19 protein-coding genes are annotated in these 21,606 nt (G+C 41.3%); 3 read left to right on the top strand and 16 right to left on the bottom strand.

Annotated features, from left to right (window positions below; genetic code table 11):
- Positions 1-52: 52 nt before the first annotated feature.
- Positions 53-1,291: a beta-ketoacyl-ACP synthase II gene (fabF, locus tag ACR42H_RS07495; protein WP_436375349.1), complete on the bottom strand. Its 1,239-nt coding sequence runs from the start codon at positions 1,289-1,291 to the stop codon at positions 53-55.
- A gap of 48 nt (positions 1,292-1,339) precedes the next feature.
- Complete coding sequence (locus tag ACR42H_RS07490) at positions 1,340-2,272, bottom strand: beta-ketoacyl-ACP synthase III (RefSeq protein WP_113883346.1); 933 nt, start codon at positions 2,270-2,272, stop codon at positions 1,340-1,342.
- A gap of 215 nt (positions 2,273-2,487) precedes the next feature.
- Between ACR42H_RS07490 and ACR42H_RS07485 the strand changes: the two genes are divergently transcribed.
- Entirely contained in the window at positions 2,488-2,871 is a 384-nt protein-coding gene (locus tag ACR42H_RS07485; protein WP_436375347.1) for a hypothetical protein, read from the top strand.
- Between the two features lie 14 nt (positions 2,872-2,885).
- Here ACR42H_RS07485 and ACR42H_RS07480 read toward each other — a convergent pair whose 3' ends face one another.
- From ACR42H_RS07480 to ACR42H_RS07460, 5 genes are all read right to left on the bottom strand, one after another.
- Positions 2,886-3,848: a nuclease-related domain-containing protein gene (locus ACR42H_RS07480; protein WP_436375345.1), complete on the bottom strand. Its 963-nt coding sequence runs from the start codon at positions 3,846-3,848 to the stop codon at positions 2,886-2,888.
- Positions 3,849-4,662: 814 nt separating this feature from the next.
- Positions 4,663-4,857 carry a ComZ family protein gene (locus ACR42H_RS07475; RefSeq protein WP_009331228.1) on the bottom strand — a complete coding sequence of 65 codons (195 nt, stop codon included), beginning with the start codon at positions 4,855-4,857 and terminating at the stop codon, positions 4,663-4,665.
- Positions 4,858-4,883: 26 nt separating this feature from the next.
- Positions 4,884-5,843: a BMP family ABC transporter substrate-binding protein gene (locus ACR42H_RS07470; RefSeq protein WP_436375343.1), complete on the bottom strand. Its 960-nt coding sequence runs from the start codon at positions 5,841-5,843 to the stop codon at positions 4,884-4,886.
- Between the two features lie 118 nt (positions 5,844-5,961).
- Positions 5,962-6,795 carry a hypothetical protein gene (locus ACR42H_RS07465; protein WP_436375341.1) on the bottom strand — a complete coding sequence of 278 codons (834 nt, stop codon included), beginning with the start codon at positions 6,793-6,795 and terminating at the stop codon, positions 5,962-5,964.
- An 82-nt stretch (positions 6,796-6,877) separates the two neighbouring features.
- A complete protein-coding gene (locus ACR42H_RS07460; protein WP_113883351.1) occupies positions 6,878-7,615 on the bottom strand; it encodes a serine aminopeptidase domain-containing protein in 738 nt (245 codons plus the stop codon).
- Positions 7,616-7,829: 214 nt separating this feature from the next.
- Between ACR42H_RS07460 and ACR42H_RS07455 the strand changes: the two genes are divergently transcribed.
- Positions 7,830-8,021, top strand: a complete 192-nt coding sequence (locus ACR42H_RS07455) for a DUF2929 family protein (RefSeq protein WP_009331232.1) — start codon at positions 7,830-7,832, stop codon at positions 8,019-8,021.
- A 69-nt stretch (positions 8,022-8,090) separates the two neighbouring features.
- Here ACR42H_RS07455 and clpB read toward each other — a convergent pair whose 3' ends face one another.
- Both clpB and ACR42H_RS07445 read right to left on the bottom strand, forming a co-directional pair.
- Complete coding sequence (gene clpB, locus ACR42H_RS07450; protein WP_436375338.1) at positions 8,091-10,685, bottom strand: ATP-dependent chaperone ClpB; 2,595 nt, start codon at positions 10,683-10,685, stop codon at positions 8,091-8,093.
- A 166-nt stretch (positions 10,686-10,851) separates the two neighbouring features.
- Positions 10,852-11,031, bottom strand: a complete 180-nt coding sequence (locus tag ACR42H_RS07445) for a YjzC family protein (RefSeq protein ID WP_009331234.1) — start codon at positions 11,029-11,031, stop codon at positions 10,852-10,854.
- A 172-nt stretch (positions 11,032-11,203) separates the two neighbouring features.
- Here ACR42H_RS07445 and ACR42H_RS07440 point away from each other — a divergent pair, with 172 nt between their 5' ends.
- A complete protein-coding gene (locus ACR42H_RS07440; protein ID WP_436375336.1) occupies positions 11,204-12,016 on the top strand; it encodes an undecaprenyl-diphosphate phosphatase in 813 nt (270 codons plus the stop codon).
- Positions 12,017-12,052: 36 nt separating this feature from the next.
- Here the strand turns inward: ACR42H_RS07440 and argF are convergent, their stop codons facing one another.
- The 7 genes from argF to argC form a co-directional block, all read right to left on the bottom strand.
- Entirely contained in the window at positions 12,053-13,009 is a 957-nt protein-coding gene (argF, locus tag ACR42H_RS07435) for an ornithine carbamoyltransferase (protein WP_436375334.1), read from the bottom strand.
- Complete coding sequence (locus ACR42H_RS07430) at positions 13,006-16,131, bottom strand: carbamoyl phosphate synthase large subunit (protein WP_436375332.1); 3,126 nt, start codon at positions 16,129-16,131, stop codon at positions 13,006-13,008. The genes argF and ACR42H_RS07430 overlap by 4 nt, the downstream gene beginning before the upstream one ends.
- On the bottom strand, positions 16,124-17,203 hold the full coding sequence (locus ACR42H_RS07425; RefSeq protein WP_436375330.1) for a carbamoyl phosphate synthase small subunit: 1,080 nt from the start codon (positions 17,201-17,203) through the stop codon (positions 16,124-16,126). The genes ACR42H_RS07430 and ACR42H_RS07425 overlap by 8 nt, the downstream gene beginning before the upstream one ends.
- A 77-nt stretch (positions 17,204-17,280) precedes the next feature.
- Entirely contained in the window at positions 17,281-18,438 is a 1,158-nt protein-coding gene (locus ACR42H_RS07420; RefSeq protein WP_113883357.1) for an acetylornithine transaminase, read from the bottom strand.
- Positions 18,435-19,208 (bottom strand): acetylglutamate kinase, encoded by a 774-nt coding sequence (argB, locus tag ACR42H_RS07415; protein WP_113883358.1) that lies wholly within the window; start codon positions 19,206-19,208, stop codon positions 18,435-18,437. The genes ACR42H_RS07420 and argB overlap by 4 nt, the downstream gene beginning before the upstream one ends.
- A gap of 12 nt (positions 19,209-19,220) precedes the next feature.
- A complete protein-coding gene (gene argJ, locus ACR42H_RS07410) occupies positions 19,221-20,450 on the bottom strand; it encodes a bifunctional ornithine acetyltransferase/N-acetylglutamate synthase (protein WP_436375328.1) in 1,230 nt (409 codons plus the stop codon).
- 12 nt (positions 20,451-20,462) lie between these two features.
- The gene (gene argC / locus ACR42H_RS07405; RefSeq protein ID WP_113883360.1) at positions 20,463-21,494 is read right to left on the bottom strand and encodes an N-acetyl-gamma-glutamyl-phosphate reductase; all 1,032 of its coding nucleotides are present in this window, start codon (positions 21,492-21,494) and stop codon (positions 20,463-20,465) included.
- Positions 21,495-21,606 lie beyond the last annotated feature (112 nt).

Below are 21,606 nucleotides of genomic sequence, written 5' to 3'. Positions count from 1 at the left end.
AAGCCGATTCAAAGGAGGTTCATCATCCATTGAATCGGCTTTGGTTTAGTTATTATTCATATCTTTTAAAGACGATGGTTGCATTGTGGCCGCCAAAGCCTAGGGAATTGCTCATTGCAGCTGTTATTTCTTTTTCCCTTGCCTTATTTGGAACATAATCCAGATCACATTCAGGATCCGGGTTTTCTAGATTAATGGTCGGAGGCAGGATCCCTTCCTTCATAGCAAGAACTGTGAAAATGGCTTCAATTCCGCCTGCAGCTCCCAGAAGATGTCCCGTCATGGATTTAGTCGAGCTTACTGCCAATTTATAGGCATGCTCTCCGAACACCTCTTTTATTGCCAATGTTTCAAATTTATCATTATAATCGGTACTTGTACCATGCGCATTAATATAATCGATATCCTCCGGCTTTAATCCGCCGTCCTCAATCGCCATTTTCATGGCTCTTGCTCCGCCCTCTCCGCCTGGAGCTGGTGCAGTGATATGATAAGCATCCCCGGTAGCGCCATAGCCGACGATTTCAGCATAAATTTTTGCGCCGCGGGCAAGTGCATGCTCCAATTCTTCAAGTACGACAATCCCCGCACCTTCTCCAATAACAAACCCATTACGATTCTGATCAAATGGACGGCTTGCTGTTTTTGGATCTGGATTGGTTGAAAGCGCAGTGTTGGCACAAAATCCAGCCACAGACATTTTTGTGATTGGCGCTTCTGCTCCCCCGGAAATCATCGCATCGGCATCGCCGCGCTGAATAACCTTAAAGGCATCACCAATTGAGTTTGTACCAGTGGCACAAGCAGTTACAGTACAAGAGTTAAACCCTTTTGCCCCTAAGTAAATGGAGACTTGACCCGTTGCCATATCCGGAATCATCATCGGAACGAAGAAGGGGCTCACCCTTCTATACCCGCGTTTCATAAATATCTCATATTGATTTTCAAAAGTTTCCATACCGCCAATGCCTGATCCAATCCAAACACCGATGCGATGCGCATTTTCATCTGTGATCTGAAGGTTCGCATCCTTTACAGCCATAAAGGACGAAGCAACAGCATAGTGTGTGAAGCGGTCCATTTTTCTGGCATCTTTTTTGTCAATATATTCCTCTGGATTAAAATCCTTTACCTCAGCAGCCACCTTAGCCGGATATTCATCTGGATTTAATCTCGTCAGAGGGCCAACACCTGAAACCCCTGATTTAATATTGTTCCATGTCGTCTCTGTATTATTTCCAAGCGGTGTTACAGCTCCGATGCCTGTAACGACAACTCTTCTTTTATTCATTTTGATGCAGCTCCTTTTAAATTATCATCATATTTAAAATGAGGTATCTTATCTTCCCCATCTCATCGCAATGGCTCCCCAAGTTAGCCCTCCGCCGAAGCCGACCATCACGAGCAAATCATCATCTTTAATTTTACCCGCTTCCAGTTCTTCCACCAATGCAATTGGAATAGATGAAGCAGAAGTATTTCCGTATTTATCCACTGTTTTCGACATCTTCTCAACCGGGAGTTCCAATCTTTGGCGGGAAGCTTCCATAATGCGGATATTCGCCTGATGAGGAATCAGGAAATCTACATCTTCCTTGGATAATCCAGCTTTATCAAGTACGTTGATGCAGCTTTCACCCATTTGGCGAACCGCAAATTTGAACACTTCGCGTCCATTCATAATGATATATTCATCCTGATATAGATGTTTTGCGCCTGTGCCATCTGCACCTAATTCAAAGGATAATATTCCCCTGCCATCTGAGACTGGCCCGATTACAGCTGCACCCGCTCCGTCTCCAAATAAAACGGCTGTATTACGGTCATTCCAGTCTGTAACTTTTGAAAGCTTTTCAACACCCACTACTAATACATGTTTGTATGTCCCTGTTTCAATAAACTGTTTTCCCGTTATGATACCATACATAAAACCTGCACATGCAGCGCTAATATCCATCGCCGCCGCCTTGCTTGCTTTTAATCGTTCCTGAAGCATGCAGGCAACAGATGGAAATGGATGATCCGGTGTAACCGTTGCAACTAAAATAAGATCTAAATCCTCTGCTTCAATTCCTGCATTTTCCAAGGCTTTTAGTGCTGACTCATAGGCCATATCAGATGTGTCTATGCTGTCGTCTGCTATTCTTCTTTCCTCAATTCCAGTCCTGGTCCGAATCCATTCATCAGAAGTATCAACTATTTTCTCCAAATCTGCATTTGTTACAACTTTTTCAGGAAGATATCTTCCTATTCCTATAATTCCAGCATTCATGGAGTCCCACTCCCTTTCATATTTACAAACCCATAAGCATTCTCTATTTAAATATTATTATCAATTATTATGACTTGGTACTAATTTTATCAAAAGTATATATAATAACGCAACACTTTTTACCGTCCCTTACTTATTACTGCACAAATGTCTATACCCAGTTAACTTTTCTTCATATGCTGTTATATAGGCATCTGAAAGGAGGAAAATGACATATGTTTGATAATGATAAAGTTAAAGAAAATACAGAAGACCCTTTAAGCCATTTTCTGTTTGGTGAAAGAGTAAGAAGACATGAATCAGCACAAGATGAAAAAGAATCCGATAGAAGAGCTGAAGAAGCTCAGGGGAATGGTGACTGGCTTTTCGGGGGCAGGAGCAGAAATGCACATGAAGCTGACGAGTGGCTGCTTGGCGGGAAAGACAGAAAAACCGATGAAAGGGAAAGTCCCCCTAAAGAAAATGGAAACAATATCCTGAACAACATCAACTTGGAGGAATTAATGGGCAGCATTGACACTCTTATGACTTCAGCTCATCAGTTAAAACCATTGCTGAAAAAAGCAGGGCCTTTGCTGGAGATGTTTTTGAAGAAGTAGTGGCTGGGCAAACCTTATACGTTTACTTTAGAATATATCCTTTTTTTAGCTGGTCCATCACCGGATAGATTCAAAGATTTTAATATCCTATATGCTGTATGCCTGGATTCGAGATTTAAATAATCCCGGCATTCTTTATTTGTTATCTTTGAATTAAAAAGCAAAAGGTAATCTGTTATTGCTTCCAAATGACTCGTTCTTGAAATCATTTTACATTTAAGACAACACCATTTTCCGTCTTTCCTCACAACAGCAAAAGATTTGCAGGAATGACATTGAACACCTCTTAGTAAATCTTTTCGATTAATTCCATAAGTATTTAGAATATCATTATCCAGAGGACTATTTTTGCACATAATCTTTTCATTCAGTCTATTAATGTCGTTGGGCCATAATATCTGTTTGTTATATTTTGATTTGGCATCCATAAGTCTATCAATTATTTTTTCGGTATGAACAACTCTTTTCAAAATAATGCTATTTTCTTTCTCTGTTTTTATATAGGTAGCAGGGTTAGTAATAGCAACAAAATACTCTATTGGCAATTCTGGAAACTTCTCTTTTAACAGCCATTCTTTAAATTGGGACACTTGACGCAATACCTGTGAAACTGGATTAGGAATCACTTTCTCCTTCTGTCCGTGTTTTTGAATTACTTGATCAGATATTGGTTCAAAAGAAAGGGTTCCAGAATAATTTTTGACTTCAATTATTCCAGCGAAGAATGGGGTAATAAGCAGGGAATCAATTTGAAATGGAGTATGAAGGATAAAACGAAGATCATTATAAATTCTAAAATCTTTACCTGGGAGAAAACTTAAATAATAATCCAATTGCTTCTCTCCATTAAAACCTGATAGCCCATTCCTATAATCAACTTCAATTTCTGCTCTTTTCCGGTGGTAATCAGGCAATCTGCGCAGCAGCGCTTCAATCTGTAATATTCTTATCGGCTTGGATCTAGACTTCATTATCATAGCAAAACTCCTTTGGAACATTATCGCCAAAGTTATAAATTCGATATGGATGATGAATAATCCTTTATTTAATATGTAAATTTAAGGTACCTATTTTCTTTTTTCATGAATTTCTTGTCTGTACGCGGATTCTTCCATTATCAATACGGATTTTTTATATTATTTGCAGGGATTCTTCCCGGTTCGGGCTGAAATCCTTACATTTATGCGCGGATCTCATTGGTTTATGCGCGGGCTCTTTGATTTGCGCGCGGATTCTTCCTGTTTCGGCGCGGGCCCTTCGGTTTACGCGCGGATTCTTCCTGTTTCGGCGCGGACCCCTTTTATTTGTGCGCGGATCTCATTGGTTTACGCGCACTCTCCTTCTTTACGCGCGGGCCCTTTGGGTTGCGCGCGGATTCTTCCTGTTTCGGCGCGGACCCTTTTCATTTGTGCGCGGATCTCATGGTTTACGCGCACTCTCCTTCTTTACGCGCGGGTCCTTCGGTTTACGCGCGGATTCTTCCTGTTTCGGCGCGGACCCTTTTCATTTGTGCGCGGATCTTCTTGGTTTGCGCGCACTTCCTCTTTAGCGTGGGATTCTTTGGTTTCTCTCGGACTCCTCCTATTTCATCGCGAAATCCTTCCTTTTGCACGAGAATCTTCTTACCATAAGAGACACACTCCTTCTTTATGCGCGTGCTCTTTTGATTTCCGCACGGTTTCTTCTTCCTATTTCGGCGTGGACTTTTTTGACTGACGCGCTGACTTTATTTTTCACGCTGTCCTATCGCACGAGTCCAAACAAAAAACCAGCCCAAAGGCTGGTTCCCTATTACTCACTCTCTTTCAAAGCATCCGCTTTGCCCATTTCGTAGGCTTCGTTCATGACTTTAGTGAATAGGTTCATGAATGGCTGGATCATTTCCATGGATAGTTCAATACCTGCTTCGTCGAGCTGCTGTTTGGCTTCTGGCAGGTATTTCATGGCGATTTGCATGAATTCCATATTTTTTTCGTTTAGCTGCATCCTGTAGTACCTCCTATGTATAGCAATTACTCGTTGGGCAGTTTGCCTGTTTTTTTGTATTTCTCTATGGCGGCGTTTAGTTCTTTTTTGAATTCTTCGTCGACGTCAGGGCTGAATTTCCCGAGTGAAATAACCTCATCCTGAAAATCGAAAGTTAAATTTCCAGATTCCAGTTCGCCTTCGTTGAATTTTTCTGCCACTAGTTCATACAAAACATCGACATGCTGAACCGTACTGGTCAGGACGACTGATTCACCCAGATCAGACTGGTCGGAAATATAGCCGATGGCGTAGAGCCCTTCCTCTTTTAGTTTCTCGATGACAGGAACATTATACCCATCTCCAGCTGGATAGACAACATCTGTCTTATTGACAATCATTTTGTCCAAAAGAGCTATGGCTTTATTATCATTGTCCCAGTTGCCGACATATTGGATTTGCACGTTTATATCTTCATCAATTTCGCTTACACCTTGATAAAAACCTTCTACCTCCGGCTGCCATTCAAAAGCTGCAAGTATTCCTATATTATTGGTTTTCGTCATATGGCCTGCAACCATGCCCCCAAAGAATCCCATTGCATAGGCTTCAAAATTCAAGCTGGTGGTGTTGTCATTTTTGGCATCACCATTAAAACTGACAAAATGAATGTCTGGGTATTTTTTAGAAATGTTATTAAAGTATGCCGCATATTCATTGCCATGTCCAAAAATAAGGTTTACACCTTTTTGATCAAACTCTTTAACAGCTCTTTCAACAACCATCTCAGAATTCATGCCCTCTTTATAATAAACCTCCACATTATAATGGGATTGAATCTTTAACATGCCTTTATAGCCTTTGGTCCCCCATACCTGATCATTGACGGTATCGGGCACTAATAATCCAGCTTTTTCAAGTTTTCCTGTAGACATAGCTTGTCTGCAGGAGGCCAATAAAAGAAGGCACAAAAGAAGGATCCCGAATTTCACTAATGTCTTATGCATCTCCTTTTTCTCCGCCTCTCTGTCTTTCACTTCATACTAATGGTATGACCGGTTTATTTTACCAGACTAATTCAATTCTACCTTGTCTATATGTTAATTGAAAAGTTTTTTTTCTACTTTACAAACCATCCGGGCTCTCTATAGAAAGAATATGGCTTCTTTGCTTCTCAAGACCTTCGGAGAATTTCACGGAACACACAATCGCTTTTTCAATTACTTTTCCTTTTGCCAGATCGGGAGTGTGCCAATCTTCATTATAGGCAAGTGAAAGGTATTCTGCACATTTTTGCCAATGCCCAGTGACGCTGCTCATTAAAAGGCAGGATTCTCCTAATGGCTTATCTGCACAATCCGATAAGAAACAAATAAGATCCTCAATGAAAATAGCGTCATGTATCCATTCCCTTTCATTTATCCTTACTCTTTTTCCATTGGCAAGAGCCTGGTGAAAGCTAAATTCCTTTGGCTGCCAAGGACCGTATATGACAGGCATGTAAAAGCATGAAACTGAAATATTGTTTTCTCTAAGGATTTCAATAACATCTTCCAAGCGGCTGTGTGTTCTGCTGATGTCTTTAAGCCACTGAATAGGGAGAAGGAATGCAATTTTCACTTGCTGGTCCTTGAATTCGGACAAGTTTTTTAAAAGAAATTCCTCAATAAGCTCCTTCTCCCTTAAAGAGGCGAGCTCATTCTTTATATATAAATCGTATATATCTATAAAAATTGCATCATTTTTTATTATTTCTCTTTTAGAATTAATCCATGATGAATAGTTTTTTTCATAGAAGTTGGCATTCCGTCCGATTGCCAGGCGTTTTTCGTTGATTAAAGCATCTTCTTTATCCTTATTGAAATGAATTCCATCTATCTCACAGCCCTGTTCAAGCAGATGCTTGCACAGGCTGAATCCTATAAATTCAAACGTCCCTACTATTACTGCCCTGTCCATTTTCACTCCTCCTTAGAAGCATATTAATTTATACTATGCTTCAGGGATTGTCTTTATTTCTTTACGGAATGGCAGCAGATTTTTATAGAACTTTTTCATATTTTCTAAAGAAGTTTGTCATTTGAGAAGACATTCGCTGTTTTTTATCTGGAAGGATATAAAACACAGAGATAGGGCTATTTTCATTTTCCCATTGTATCGATCGTTTCTTTAAATAATCTGATTGCTTGTAAGCTCTTCCGCCCGCCAGTACCTGAATGATTCTGACTGGCACTTTAAGGCCCGTTGTTAGGTTTTTTTCATGCCTGCTGAGCAGATCCGCTATTTTATCCGTTTCTATTTCATATGAAACTGCCAGTTCTTTTAATAGTTTCTTGTAAAAAAATTTATGCTCTTTTTCCTGTTCAAGATGGTGCTTTAGTGAAAGGATAGGATTGATTAATACGGCTGAACGGATTAAATCGCTCATTTCATGCAATAATCTAAGGGCTACCAATGCTCCCATGCCCTCAGCAATAATATGGATCTTTTCGTTAATAATTTCCGTTCGCAGAATATGTTCATACAAGCATTTAGCCTTATCGACAGCTTGATCGTTCCCCCAGTTCCTCCCATAAAGATTTGAATAAAAAATCGTATAGCCATCTTCCCTGAGCTTCTTAATTAATGAATATTTCCCTTCATTTTGAGTCCAAAAACTGCAGTTTCTGTCAACAAAGTGCCGATCATCCCCAATAATCAGGATACCGAAACCACTAGGTTTATCTGGGTAATGAATCATGCACCATTCTGTATCCAGCTGGAAGTTCCGGCTTTCCATAGTAAAACTCCTTTGCAAGTTTGTTCATAATAATGTATGTGAGTAAAATTAAAATGAATGGGGGATTTGCCTAGTTCTAGACAAGTTCATTATGAAGCAGGATGTATCCAATCAGAGAGCTGAAAAGTACATGTATAGGATGTAAAAATAAATTTATTTCTTTAATAGCTTATGCTAATATGAAAAGGGATTAATTATGTTAGAGGTGAAATAGATGAGATTCTTTTGGACATTCTTCTGGACTTTCCTTCTTGTTCAAATGTTAACGTACGTAGTTTCTTCAATGCTTGGAGCGCCATACGATTTTGTAACCGGCTCCATTCTGGCGGTTGGGACAAGTGTTTTAATTTTTGTTGTCGCTTCCATCATTCCTGAAGGTCCTGTTGAGAAAGAAGGACTTCATTAATCTGCTGCTTATGCAGGAAATGAAAAGAGTCATCCTGATTGATTCAGGATGATTCTTTTCATTTGTTCCCTATTTTATCAGCAGTTCCATTTTGCCGTTATCTGCGGATATGACAACTTCACTGTAATCCTTAATTTCACCTGCGATTATTTTGCGGGCTAGTGCTGTTTCAACGTTCCTTTGGATAAAGCGCTTGAGCGGCCTTGCTCCATAGACGGGATCAAATCCGTTTTCTGCAATATATTCTTTGGCATTATCATTTATACTCAACTTAATATGCTGATCGGATAATCTTGCTTGAAGCTGAGTAATTAATTTTAAAACAATACTCTTTATCTCATTAAGAGCTAAAGGCTTAAACAGAATAATTTCGTCCACTCTGTTCAGAAATTCTGGACGGAAATGGCTCCGCAGCTGTCCAAGTACATTGTCTCTTGTTTCTTCGGATATATCTTCACCAGGAGAACGTTCCAGAAGAAAATGGGAGCCAATATTGGAAGTCATAATGATAACCGTATTTTTAAAATCAACCGTGCGGCCCTGTGAGTCAGTGATTCTTCCATCATCAAGCATCTGCAGGAGGATATTGAATACTTCAGGATGGGCTTTTTCAATTTCATCAAGCAGGATTACTGAGTATGGCTTCCTTCTTACAGCTTCTGTCAGCTGACCGCCTTCCTCATACCCTACATACCCCGGAGGAGCACCAATCAATCTTGATACAGCATGTTTTTCCATATATTCGGACATATCAATTCTGATTATTTGTTCTTCACTATCGAATAGTGACTGTGCAAGTGCCTTAGCTAATTCTGTTTTGCCTACCCCAGTTGGGCCCAGAAAGATGAAAGAGCCAATAGGGCGGTTCGGATCTTTAATTCCTGCCCTTGCCCTAAGGACAGCATCTGACACAAACTGCACAGCTTCATCCTGGCCAATCACTCTTTCGTGAAGAATGCTTTCAAGGCGAAGCAGCTTTTCACGTTCACCTTCAACAAGTTTAACTACTGGAATACCTGTCCACCTTGCCACAATGCCGGCAATTTCTTCTTCTGTGACTTCTTCTCTCAGCAGCCGGTCCCCTTGATTCTCGTTAACAGCACTTTCAAGATTTTTCAATTCCTTTTCCAAAGAAGGGATTCTTCCATGACGCAGTTCTGCAGCTTTATTCAAGTCATAATTATTTTCCGCTTCTTCCAGCTCACGGCGCATTTTCTCAAGCTGCTCCCGTTTTTCCTGAACTTTCTGGATTCCTTCTTTTTCAAGCTGCCATTTTGCTTTCATGCTGTTAGCCTGGTCTTTTAATTCAGCCAGTTCTTTTTGCAGGTCTGCAAGTCTCTGCTTGCTTCCTTCATCACTCTCTTTTCGTAATGCTGCTTCTTCTATCTCAAGCTGCATGACTCTTCTTGTAACTTCATCCAACTCTGATGGCATTGAATCGATTTCAGTCCTGATCATGGCACAAGCTTCGTCAACCAAGTCAATTGCTTTATCAGGAAGGTACCGGTCTGTAATATACCTGTCTGACAAGGTTGCGGCAGCCACTATAGCCCGATCGTGGATATTGACTCCATGATGGATTTCAAAGCGCTCCTTCAGCCCTCTGAGAATTGAGATTGTATCCTCTACATCCGGCTCCTGTACCAATACCTGCTGAAAACGCCGTTCCAGGGCTGGATCTTTTTCGATATACTTGCGGTGTTCCTCAAGTGTGGTAGCTCCTATACAGTGCAGTTCCCCTCTTGCAAGCATAGGCTTCAGCATATTCCCTGCATCCATTGCGCCTTCTGTCTTGCCCGCTCCAACAATGGTATGAAGTTCGTCTATAAAAAGAAGAATTCTGCCTTCGCTTTTCTTAACCTCATTTAATACAGCTTTCAATCTTTCCTCGAATTCCCCCCGGAATTTGGCCCCGGCAATTAAAGCGCTCATATCAAGGGCAAAAATGGTTTTATCCTTGAGGCCCTCAGGCACGTCTTTACGTACAATTCTTTGTGCCAATCCTTCGACAATAGCTGTCTTTCCTACCCCAGGTTCGCCTATTAAAACTGGATTATTTTTGGTTTTCCTTGAAAGGATGCGAATGACATGCCTGATTTCACTATCACGGCCAATTACAGGATCAACTTTCCCCTGTTTCACCTCTGCAACAAGATCTCGTCCATATTTTTTTAAAGCCTCATATGTTGATTCCGGATTTTGCGATGACACCCTCTGATTCCCCCTAATCTCCTTAATCGACTGCTCCACTATTTCTTTATTGATTCCATATGACTTTAAAACTGCTGCCGTTTCGGTTTCCGCTGCTGCAGCAGCCATGAAAACATGCTCAACTGACATGAAATCATCCTGATAGATCTTCATATATTTTTCTGCTTCCGCCAGCAGCCGCTGCAGTTTACCGGTTATATACAATTTTCCTTGTTCCGTTCCTGAACCAGACACTTGCGGTTTTTTCCTCAATGCTTCATGCATTTTATTATTAAAAGAATCAGCCGGTATCTGCATTTTTGACAGTATTAATGATATCAGGCTGTTTTCCTGCCCCATTAAAGCCAGGAACAAATGTGCTTCATCCACCTCCTGATGCTGCTCGCGTATTGCTATGGACTGTGCATTTAATAACCCTTCCTGAAGCCGCTCTGTCATTCGATTTAAATCCACTGTGCAACCTCCTTTTTGACCTTATTTGACCTTTTGATTTTATTATAAGCCAATCTTTTCATATGTAAAGTTTCCAGCATTTTATTCTAAGTCTAAAAAGCCATCCGCAATTGGGATGGCTCTATTTTTTATACTAATTCCCTATCTTCTTTATCAATAATCAAAATCAAGGCTTTCTTTTATACGTCCATAGCCTGTTATGATTGGATGTTTCCGGAAATTGGTCCCCAGCTCTCATTTTAAGCATTTGAGGATTATTGACATTACTTCCCGTTTCGCCAATTTCTATATAAATTCCATTATTAGGCGCTTTCTGGCCAGGCTTAAATTGTCTGTTTTGCCCCATGGTGAATACCTCCTTTAATCGTAAATCACTTATTATTATTTCCACTCTTGCATCTCTCATGAGGGAAACTATTGGCATCGCACAAAAGCAAGAAGGGGATATCACTTTACTCTGCTGTCCTTTTTATAGTTAAATGGGGGGGTATTAGATTTCATTATGGAGGATTTTACTTGTGACTGATTTTCTGACATTGCTTAAATACTTGTTTTTGGGATTATTTCAGGGATTTACAGAGCCTATTCCCATTTCATCGAGCGGGCATCTGGAGATTGCCCAGCACTTTTTCGGGCTTGACATTAAAGGCCTTAGCTTTGCCCTCCTTGTAAATACAGCCTCATTATTAGCTGTGCTGCTTATATACAGGGAAGATATTATGAGACTCATCCGAAATGGCCTTGCCTACATTACAACCAAAGATAAACAGGCCGAATCAGACTTTCGGTTTATCATTTACTTGATTATTGGGACCATTCCCGCAGGTGTCATCGGGATTTTGTTCGAGGATTTTATCGATATGCACCTTGCCAATATAAAAACAGTTGGGATTACTCTTATCGTCACAGGACTTGCACTGTGGCTGATCCGTAATTTACGCGGACGGAAAAATGATGCTGAATTATCTTATAAGGATGCAATCATAGTAGGTCTTGCGCAGGCAGTTGCCCTGATACCGGGAATCAGCCGTTCCGGTGCCACTATTGTAGCCGCAATGGGGCTCGGGATGAAACAGGAAACCGCTCTAAGGTTTTCTTTCCTTTTATATATCCCGGTAAGCGCCGGCGGAATGATTCTTGGTTTTAATGACATATTAACGGATCCCAATTTATCTGAATATGCTTTGCCCTATACAGTTGCCTTTGTTGCCTCACTGGCTGCATCTTACTTCTCTTTAAAATGGTTTATGAATATTATGGCTAAAGGGAACCTGAAGTATTTTGCAATTTACTGTTTTATTGTTGGACCGCTGGTTTATTTTCTATCTTAATAAAAAAGCCTTCTCTGCGCTGAGAAGGCTTTTCCATTATAATATCTCTGAAAGAATGGCTTTTTGAACATGAAGTCTGTTTCCAGCCTGCTGAAAGACAGCAGAATTGTTTCCATCAATGACCTCCGCTGTAACTTCCTCACCCCGATGGGCAGGCAGGCAATGCAAAAAGACATAATCTTTTTTGGCTTTTTGGACAAGATATTCATTAACCTGATAATCAGCAAAGTCTTTCAGCCTCTGTTCATTCTCTGCTTCCTGACCCATGCTCGTCCAGACATCTGTATAGATGGCATCGGCATTAGCAACCGCTTCTTCAGGTTTAGACGTTATCACTACCTTTGAACCGCTTTGTCCGGCAAACTCTTGTGATTGCTGGAGAACAGATTTATCTGGCTCATACCCTGCAGGACAGGCAATCGTGATATTTACCCCCATCTTGGCAGAAGCAATCATTAAAGAATGGGCCACATTATTGCCATCGCCTACATATACCAGGTTTTGCCCTTTTAACTCCCCATTTTTCTCTTCGATTGTAAGCAGATCGGCAAGAGCCTGGCACGGATGATAAAGATCGGTCAAGCCGTTAATGACCGGTATGTCCGCATGATGAGCCAGTTCCTGGATCTTCTTATGGGAGAAAGTGCGGATCATAATCGCATCAACATACTGTGAAAGCACTTTAGCTGTATCCGCAATGCTTTCACCTCTTCCAAGCTGCAGGTCCTGGCTGTTTAAATATAAGGCATGGCCCCCAAGCTGCAGCATACCTGCCTCAAAGGAAATTCTTGTACGTGTTGATGACTTTTCAAAAATCATCCCAAGAATTTTGCCTTTTAGGATGGATGTTTCTGCACCCTGCAGATGGGCTTCTTTTAATTGCTTTGCTTTTTCCAGCAGACTCTTAATCTCCTCTGATGAAAAGTCTGCAAGTGTTAGAAAGTCTTTTCCTTTTATATTTATACTGTTATCAGCAGCCTGAATTGAAATCATAGGACGCCCACTTCCTTTTCTCCAGTATTATTTTTAATGCCCTGCCAATCTTCAATGGATTTAACATCCCACTCGCCAGCAGACATTGATTTTAATAATGCAATAAGCGTTTCTTTTTCGCTGAAAGTCAAAATTCTGTTTTTGGTTCCCATTTCTCTCATTCTTTTATCTTCTTCACTTATGCCAGGATTATATAAGGCGAAGGTTTCCTGGGCATTCCAATCCATATTGTCTTGAGTCAAAAAAACAGGCACTACTTTAGCCTTATTAATATAATGAGTTAATTCTTCTGTTTCTGGAGAGTTTGCAATTACGACACATTTGCCTTTAGCACCATTTAAACCAGCATGGAAAGACTTTCTGATTGCTGCCTCAAAATTTGGTGCAAGTGAAATTGCCTCTCCAGTTGATTTCATTTCAGGACCCACTTTGCTGTCCAATCCCTTTAAGGCATAATTAGAGAAAACCGGGAATTTCACACATACAAATGGGAGTTTTACAGCAGCCGGAATTTCATCTTTCGACAAACTATATTTCCCAAGCAATATTTTTGTCGCAATCTCCACCAGCTGTACGCCTGTGACCTTGCTGATAATTGGTACAGTTCTGCTTGCACGAGGGTTTATTTCAAGAATAAATACCTCTTCGCCATTAACGATATACTGAATATTCATGAGTCCTTTATACTGGAGCTTTTGCACAATGGCTTTTGCATAGGCTAGCATTTTCTTCTGCACAGTTTCTGAAAGATTTTGCGGGGGGAGAACGGACATGCTGTCGCCAGAGTGAACACCCGTTTTTTCAATATGCTCCATAATTGCAGGTGCACAGATATGATTTCCGTCTGCTGCCAGATCAAGCTCAGCTTCTGAAGCATGCACGAATTGATCAATTAAAATCGGATAAGGGACATCACTTTTCTCCAAATAACCCTCCAGCTCAGCTGGTGAAGAAATACGTTCCATTCCTCTGCCTCCAATAACATAGGATGGGCGGACAAGAATCGGGAATCCAATGTTTTCAGCTGCTTCTTTTAGCTCTGCTTCTGAGCGGACAACATCTCCCTTTATCCTCGGGATATTCAAATCATCCAATAGCTGATAAAAAAGCTTCCGATCCTCTAATGCATCAATGGTATTTGAGTCAGTTCCGAGCAGGGTAACACCATAACTTTCAAGTTCGGATGCCAGATTCAGAGCTGTCTGCCCGCCAAGCTGCACAATGGCTTCTGAAATCCCTTCTGCTTCAATCACATTTAAGATATCCTCAAGAATTAGCGGTTCAAAATAAAGCCTGTCAGCGGTTGTATAATCCGTGCTTACAGTTTCAGGGTTATTATTGATCATGATTGTCTCGACGCCTTCATCCCTCAGAGCAAATACTCCCTGGACGGAGCAATAATCAAATTCAATGCCCTGGCCAATTCTGATGGGGCCGCTTCCGATAATCAGGACTTTCCTCTTATCACTCTTTACTTGTTCATTTTCGCCAAAATAACTGGAGTAATAATAATTTGATTGTGCTTCGAATTCAGCTGCACATGTGTCAACCATTTTATAGGCAGGAAGAATGCCAGCCTTTTTGCGTTTGTCCCTGACTGCTTTCTCCGCAACTTTCCATTCCAATGCAAGAAACTTATCACTGAAACCCTTTTCCTTAAATAGCTGCAGCTCTTCATTTGTTGCTTCATCAAGTGTTAAAGCAGAAATTTGTCTTTCCAGCTCTACCATTTCATTGAGTATATTGAGATAGAAATAATCAATTTTTGTGATATAGTGTAAAGCTTCCAATGAGTAATTTCTACGGATTAATTCAATCACAGTAAAAAATCTTTCATCAGTCTGCTTTAACAGCAGTTCCTCAAGTGAGGAAATCGATTTAGCTGATAAGCCAGGTGATTTCAAATCATTTCCCTTCACTTCAAGTGAATGGATTGCCTTTAAGAGAGCCCGTTCCAGATTCCGGTCAATGCCCATTACTTCTCCGGTTGCTTTCATCTGCGTTCCTAGTTTGCGGTCTGCTGAAGGAAATTTATCAAAAGGCCATTTTGGAAACTTAACGATGACATAATCCAGAGCTGGTTCAAAGCTTGCGAAAGTATCTCCTGTTACAGGGTTGATAATTTCCGATAAGGTATACCCGACGGCAAGCTTTGCAGCCATTCTGGCAATTGGATAGCCTGTTGCTTTGGAAGCAAGGGCAGATGACCTGCTGACTCTGGGATTTACTTCAATCAAGTAATAATTCTTGCTATGCGGATCAAGGGCAAACTGAATGTTGCACCCTCCAATAATGCCAAGCTCTGAAATGATCTTAATTGATGCTGATCTCAGCATCTGATACTCATCATCTGTTAAGGTTTGTGAAGGTGCCACAACAATTGAATCACCGGTATGAACCCCAACGGGATCAATATTTTCCATATTGCAAATAGTGATGCACGTATTCTGTGAATCCCGCATGACCTCGTATTCTATTTCCTTAAATCCTGCTATGCTTTTTTCAACAAGGCATTGGCTGATCGCACTCTCTTTTAAGCCGCCCTGGACCAGAGAGGTCAGTTCATCAAAATCTCCTGCTATGCCTCCGCCTGTTCCGCCAAGAGTATAAGCTGGACGGACGATAATAGGAAATCCAATTTCGCGGGCAAATTGGATGGCTTCATTTACTTCATGGACAATGATGCTTTCGGGAACAGGTTCGTTAAGCTCGTTCATCAGCTTACGAAAAGCTTCCCGGTCTTCACCTTTCTTAATGGATTCAATGCTGCTGCCCAAAAGCTTCACTCCATAATGTTCGAGCACACCTGATTCACTCAGTTTAAAAGCAAGATTCAAGCCTGTCTGGCCTCCCAGGGTGGCAAGCAGGCCATCGGGACGTTCTTTCTTTATAATCTTCTCAAGGCTGTCAGCTGTCATCGGTTCAAAGTAGACTTTGTCTGCAAAAGCTTTGTCAGACATAATGGTAGCCGGATTGTTATTAACAAGGATAACCTTATAGCCTTCTTCCTTTAATGCTGCGCAGGCCTGTGTTCCTGCGTAATCAAATTCTGCCGCCTGCCCGATGACAATCGGGCCGGAGCCGATTACTAATATGGATTGGATGCTGGTGTCTTTAGGCATAAGCGAAAACTCTCCTATTCTCCTCTTGAATCATGTTCATAAACTCATCAAAAATATAATCACCATCTGCAGGTCCCGGATGGGCTTCCGGGTGGAATTGCACCGTATGGATTGGCAGGACCTTATGCATTAGTCCCTCAATTGACTGGTCATGAAGGTTTACATAGCGGGTTTTAAACCCTGTATCTTTTATGCTTTCTTCATCAACCACATAGCTATGATTTTGTGATGACATATAGACTGTACCCTTCTTCATGTCCGCAATCGGGTGGTTGGCACCCCTGTGGCCAAAGGACAGTTTTTTTGTGTTGCCTCCAAATGCTAAAGCAGCCAGCTGGTGTCCAAGACAAATTCCCAATGCCGGGTACTGCTCCAGCACCCTTTTTAATTCCGGAAGGATGCTTTTTAATTCTTTAGGATCTCCAGGCCCGTTTGAAAGCACTACACCGTCTGGATTTAGTTTTTTTATCTGTTCAAAACTTGTGTTGTAAGGAACAGATGTAACCCTGCACGCTCTTTTCAGCAAGGAATCCACAATTGACTTTTTAGCGCCAAAATCGATGACAACTATATGAATGCTTCCCTCTCCAAAACACTCCATAGTTTGCGAAGATACTTTACAAACTTTTTCATCCTTTGGAAGCAGCAATCCGGCGCGTGCCGTTTCCGAAGAAGACATTTTTGCCGGCATGCTGCCTTCTGAACGTATTTTCTTTACAATTGATCGGGTATCCATATGCCCTAATAATGGAATATTCCATTTATGAAGGTATTCCTGAAGCGAATAAGCCGATTTGTAATGCGAAGGATTTCTGCTTCCTTCATAAACAATAACCCCTGCCACATGAGGTTTCTTGCTCTCAAAATCAGACTCATTTATTCCGTAGTTTCCAATTAAAGGATAAGTAAACACAATAATTTGGTCCTTATAAGAAGGATCTGTCAATACTTCCTGGTAGCCTGTCATTCCTGTAAAAAAAACGATTTCCCCTTCTATATCCTTTTCAGGCTTATCCGTCAGCCATTGGCCCTTATAGGAATGGCCGCTATTTAAATGAAGGTATCCTTCCATTATCAACACCTCGAAGCTATCTGTATATTTATATAACTGTTTTAATTTTTATTCATACACTTGAAAAATAATACAGCTTAAACAGCTGATTTTGAAAATTCCTTTAGTGTGGATTGCAGAATTTGAACCGCTTCATCTATTTCAGATTTTGATGCTGTCAGCGGAGGCAGCAGCCGCAATACATTTTCCCCTGCAGGCAAAGCCAGCAAGCAATTGGCTCTTAATTCCTTTAACAAAGATGGAAGGGGGATATCTGATTCAATACCGACCATCAAACCAAGATAGCGAAGCTCCTTAACAGCTGCAATCTGTTCAAGCGATCCTGCCAATTTGTCAGCAAGATATACACTCTTTTCCTGAACTTCCTGTAAAAAATCATCATCAAATACTGTCTTCATTGTAGCAATAGCTGCTGCAATGCTGATCGGGTTCCCGCCGAATGTTGATCCATGGCTTCCTGGCCCAAATACTTCTTCTAATGCTCTTTTTCCAATCACAGCGCCTATTGGCAATCCGCTTCCCAGGCCTTTAGCAGCGGTTACGATATCGGGATTAAGGTCAAAATGCTGAAATCCAAAGGCTTTGCCCGTTCTGCCTATGCCCGTCTGAATTTCATCTACAATCAGCAGCGCTCCATATTCTTTGCAAAGTTCCTCAGTTTTTGTAAGAAACTCCTGATTCCCAATGTGAATCCCGCCTTCACCCTGTACAATTTCCAGCATTACGGCCGCTGTTTCCTCGTCAATCTCTTCCTTCAACGCATTAATATCGTTAAAAGGAACATACTTAAAAGTCTCAAGCATGGAACCATAGCCTTTTTTAATTTTTTCCTGGCCCGTTGCAGCCATAGTGGCAAAGGTTCTCCCGTGGAATGATTGCTGAAAGGTAATGATTTTTTTCCGTTTCGAAGCTTTTCTTGCAAGCTTAATCGCTGCTTCATTTGCTTCCGCTCCGCTGTTGGCAAAGAATACAAGGTCCATGCCCGCAGCTTCAGAGAGAGTCTTTGCAGCATCCTCCTGCTGATTCTGTTCGAATAAATTTGAAACGTGCCAGAATTTATCCAGCTGTTCATTGATTGATTTTTGTACAGCTGCCGGACGGTGGCCAAGATTGCATACCCCGATTCCTGAGGTGAAGTCCAAATAACGCTTCCCATTTTTATCAAAAAGATAGCTTCCTTCTGCTTTTTCCGGCTCTACGTCCCACCGGGCATACGTTGGAAATAGATTACTCAAGTTAAGACCTCCTTCTTGGCAGATACATTCGTACCGAACCAAATCCCTTCCTCATAAAACTTTTCTTTTCCTGATACAATCATTACGCTATTTAACCCTTTGCTGATTAGGTTCAAGGCAGAGGTAACCTTTGGAATCATTCCGCCTGTAATTTTTTTATCGTTAATATGCTGTTCAATTTCATCCGCGTCAAGCTGAGGAGAGAGGTTACCGTCAATGAAAATTCCTTTTACATCCGTTACAAAGATACAATGTTCAGCTTTAATGGCATTGGCAACGGCCGCCGCCGCATAGTCGGCATTAATATTCAATTTCGTGCCGCCTTCTGCAGCCCCAATTGGAGTAATGACAGGGATCAGGTCTTCGTTAAATAACATTTCCAGTACCGACTGATTAACTGCCGTTATTTCGCCAACCAGTCCAAGCTCATCCTGATTGATAAATTCTGCCTTTAGTAATCCCGCATCACTGCCATTTACGCCAAACCCTCTCAAACCATGCAGTTCGATCATTGAGGTAAGTTTGCGGTTGGATTGTCCTGACAAAACCATCTCTGCTACCTCCAAGACTTCCGGAGTCGTTTTTCTTAGCCCATTAACAAATTCATGAGGGATATTATAAAGTTCAAGCATGCTGTTAATTGCCGGGCCTCCTCCATGAACGAAAACAATCTGGTATTCTTCCTTCTTCAACTCTAAAAGACTATCAAAGAAAGCTTCACCCAGCTCTTCCATTACACTGCCCCCGCACTTAATGACTATACTTTTCAATTGGCATCCCCCTTAGGTACGATAACTTGCATTGATTTTGACATAATCATAGGATAAGTCACATCCCCAGGCTTTCCCTTTGCCTGCTCCCTGATGAAGATCCACAGTAATCTGAATGGCGGCATTGGATAAGTACTCTTTTGCATCTTTTTCAGAAAATGCCAGTGGAACACTATTTTTCAGCATGACTATAGGTCCAATTGCGATATCTACCGAAGAAGGATTAAGAGCTGGCTGGCTTTGTCCGATTGCCCCGATAATCCTGCCCCAATTGGCATCCGCTCCATATATAGCAGTTTTAACAAGATTCGATCCGACAATCTGTTTAGCAATCATTCTTGCATCGTCATCCGTTTTTGTCCCCGATACCTCCACTTCTATCAGCTTTGTTGCTCCCTCACCATCTTTTGCAATCTGTTTAGCAAGACTTTCACTTGTTTGAGAAAGCATCTGTATAAAAACATCCCAATCTGGATGATCCGGCGAAAGTTTATTTATACCGCTTGTTCCATTAGCCATGACCATTACCATATCATTAGTTGAGGTATCTCCATCAACGGTTATCTGATTGAACGTTCGATCGGTAACCTGTTTTAAGGCAGATTGCAAATCGCTGCAGGCTATATTTGCATCTGTAGTGATAAACGCAAGCATGGTTGCCATATTGGGATGAATCATTCCAGACCCCTTTGCCGATCCGCCCATAGTAACGGTTTTCCCATCGATTACTGCCGAATAGCAGCATTTCTTCATCACTAAATCCGTTGTTAATATGGCTGTTTGAAAATCCTCTGAGTGTAATGCCTCATTGCCGGGATTCAGCATCTTAATGCCCTCTTCTATCTTATCCATCTGCATATACTCCCCAATGACACCAGTGGAGGCAACCGCCACATGCTGTTCCTTTAAATTGAATTTATCTGCAGCTGATTTTCTCATTTGATAGGCGTCCTTTAGCCCCTGGTCCCCTGTACAGGCATTGGCACATGCACTATTTACAATGACAGCCTGAATGATGCCTTCCGCTGCAATGCTTTCCTGTGTAACTTTTAGAGGGGCAGCCTGAAAATGGCTTGTTGTATATACAGCTGCACATTGTGCAGGAGTATCGCTCAATATAATTCCCAGGTCCTTTTTTGAATAGCGCAGCCCTGCATGTACGCCAGCTGCTGTAAATCCTTTCGGTGTTATGATGCTTCCTGTCGGCAGTTCGGTTACTTCAGTTTGAGATACTAATTGCATTTTCTTTCCTCCTTATGGATAGAGCGGAACAAATCCGAGACCCGCTGATTCATCCAATCCGCTCATAATATTGGCATTTTGTACAGCCTGCCCGGCAGCACCCTTCATTAAATTATCAATCACTGAAACTATTGTCAGTCTGCCCGTTCTGGAATCCACATGGACACCTATATCGCAAAAATTAGAGCCTGCCACCTCTTTAACGGAAGGGAATGAATTTTCAGGACGAATTCGAATAAATGGCTGTTTTTCATAGACTGATTGATAAAGTTCAAGAATTTGAGAAGATGTGTAATCTTTTGTCAGCTGAACATAGCTGGTTGTCATAATGCCTCTTGTAATAGGAAGAAGATGGGTCGTAAATGTGATCGGCTTTAGAGCGGAATTCCATTTCATCAGCTGCTGCTCGATCTCAGGTGTATGCTGATGCTGGTTTACCTTATAAACACGCAGGTTTTCATTAGCTTCTGCATAGCTAGTTGATCTCGAAAGCGCCCTTCCTGCCCCTGACACGCCGGATTTTGCATCGACAACAATGCTATCGGGTTTTATTAAATTTTCTTTTACAACTGGTGCAAGGCTTAGCAGAGCAGCTGTTGGATAGCATCCAGGATTAGATATGATTTCTGCAGAAGCTATTTCGTCATGATGCCACTCAGGAAGCCCATATACTGCTTTTTCTACGAGAGATTCGTTTGCAGGAGCGTGTTTATACCACTCCAGATAGGCTTGAGCTGGGATTCGAAGATCACCGGAAAGGTCAATTACCTTTATATTCTTGCCTGAAAAATTTTCAGCAAGTTTCCCTGATACTCCAGATGGTGTAGCCAGAAAAACAATATCAGACTGATCTGCTATTTGAACTGAATCAATCCCCTGTAAGTTCTTGTCAATGATTTCATAAAGATGGGGATATTCATTCCAAATGGGGAGATCTTCTTTCGTTGAATGAATCGATTTAATTTTAAATTCCGGATGCTGTTTAAGGATACGGAGCAATTCCGCACCCCCATATCCGGTTGTTCCGATAATTGAAACGTTCATAATTGCTCCTTCCACACTCTATTGTATATTTAATCATTTATATACATATTTATGAATTTGTGTTTCTCTTATTATAGAAACTGAAAGAAAAAAATGCAACCTATTTTACTGA

Source organism: Cytobacillus sp. BC1816 (genome assembly GCF_051353635.1).
GTDB lineage: Bacteria > Bacillota > Bacilli > Bacillales > Cytobacillaceae > Cytobacillus > Cytobacillus oceanisediminis_C.
The sequence above is the reverse complement of the archived record's forward strand: the minus strand, read 5'-3'. Positions and strand labels throughout refer to the sequence as shown.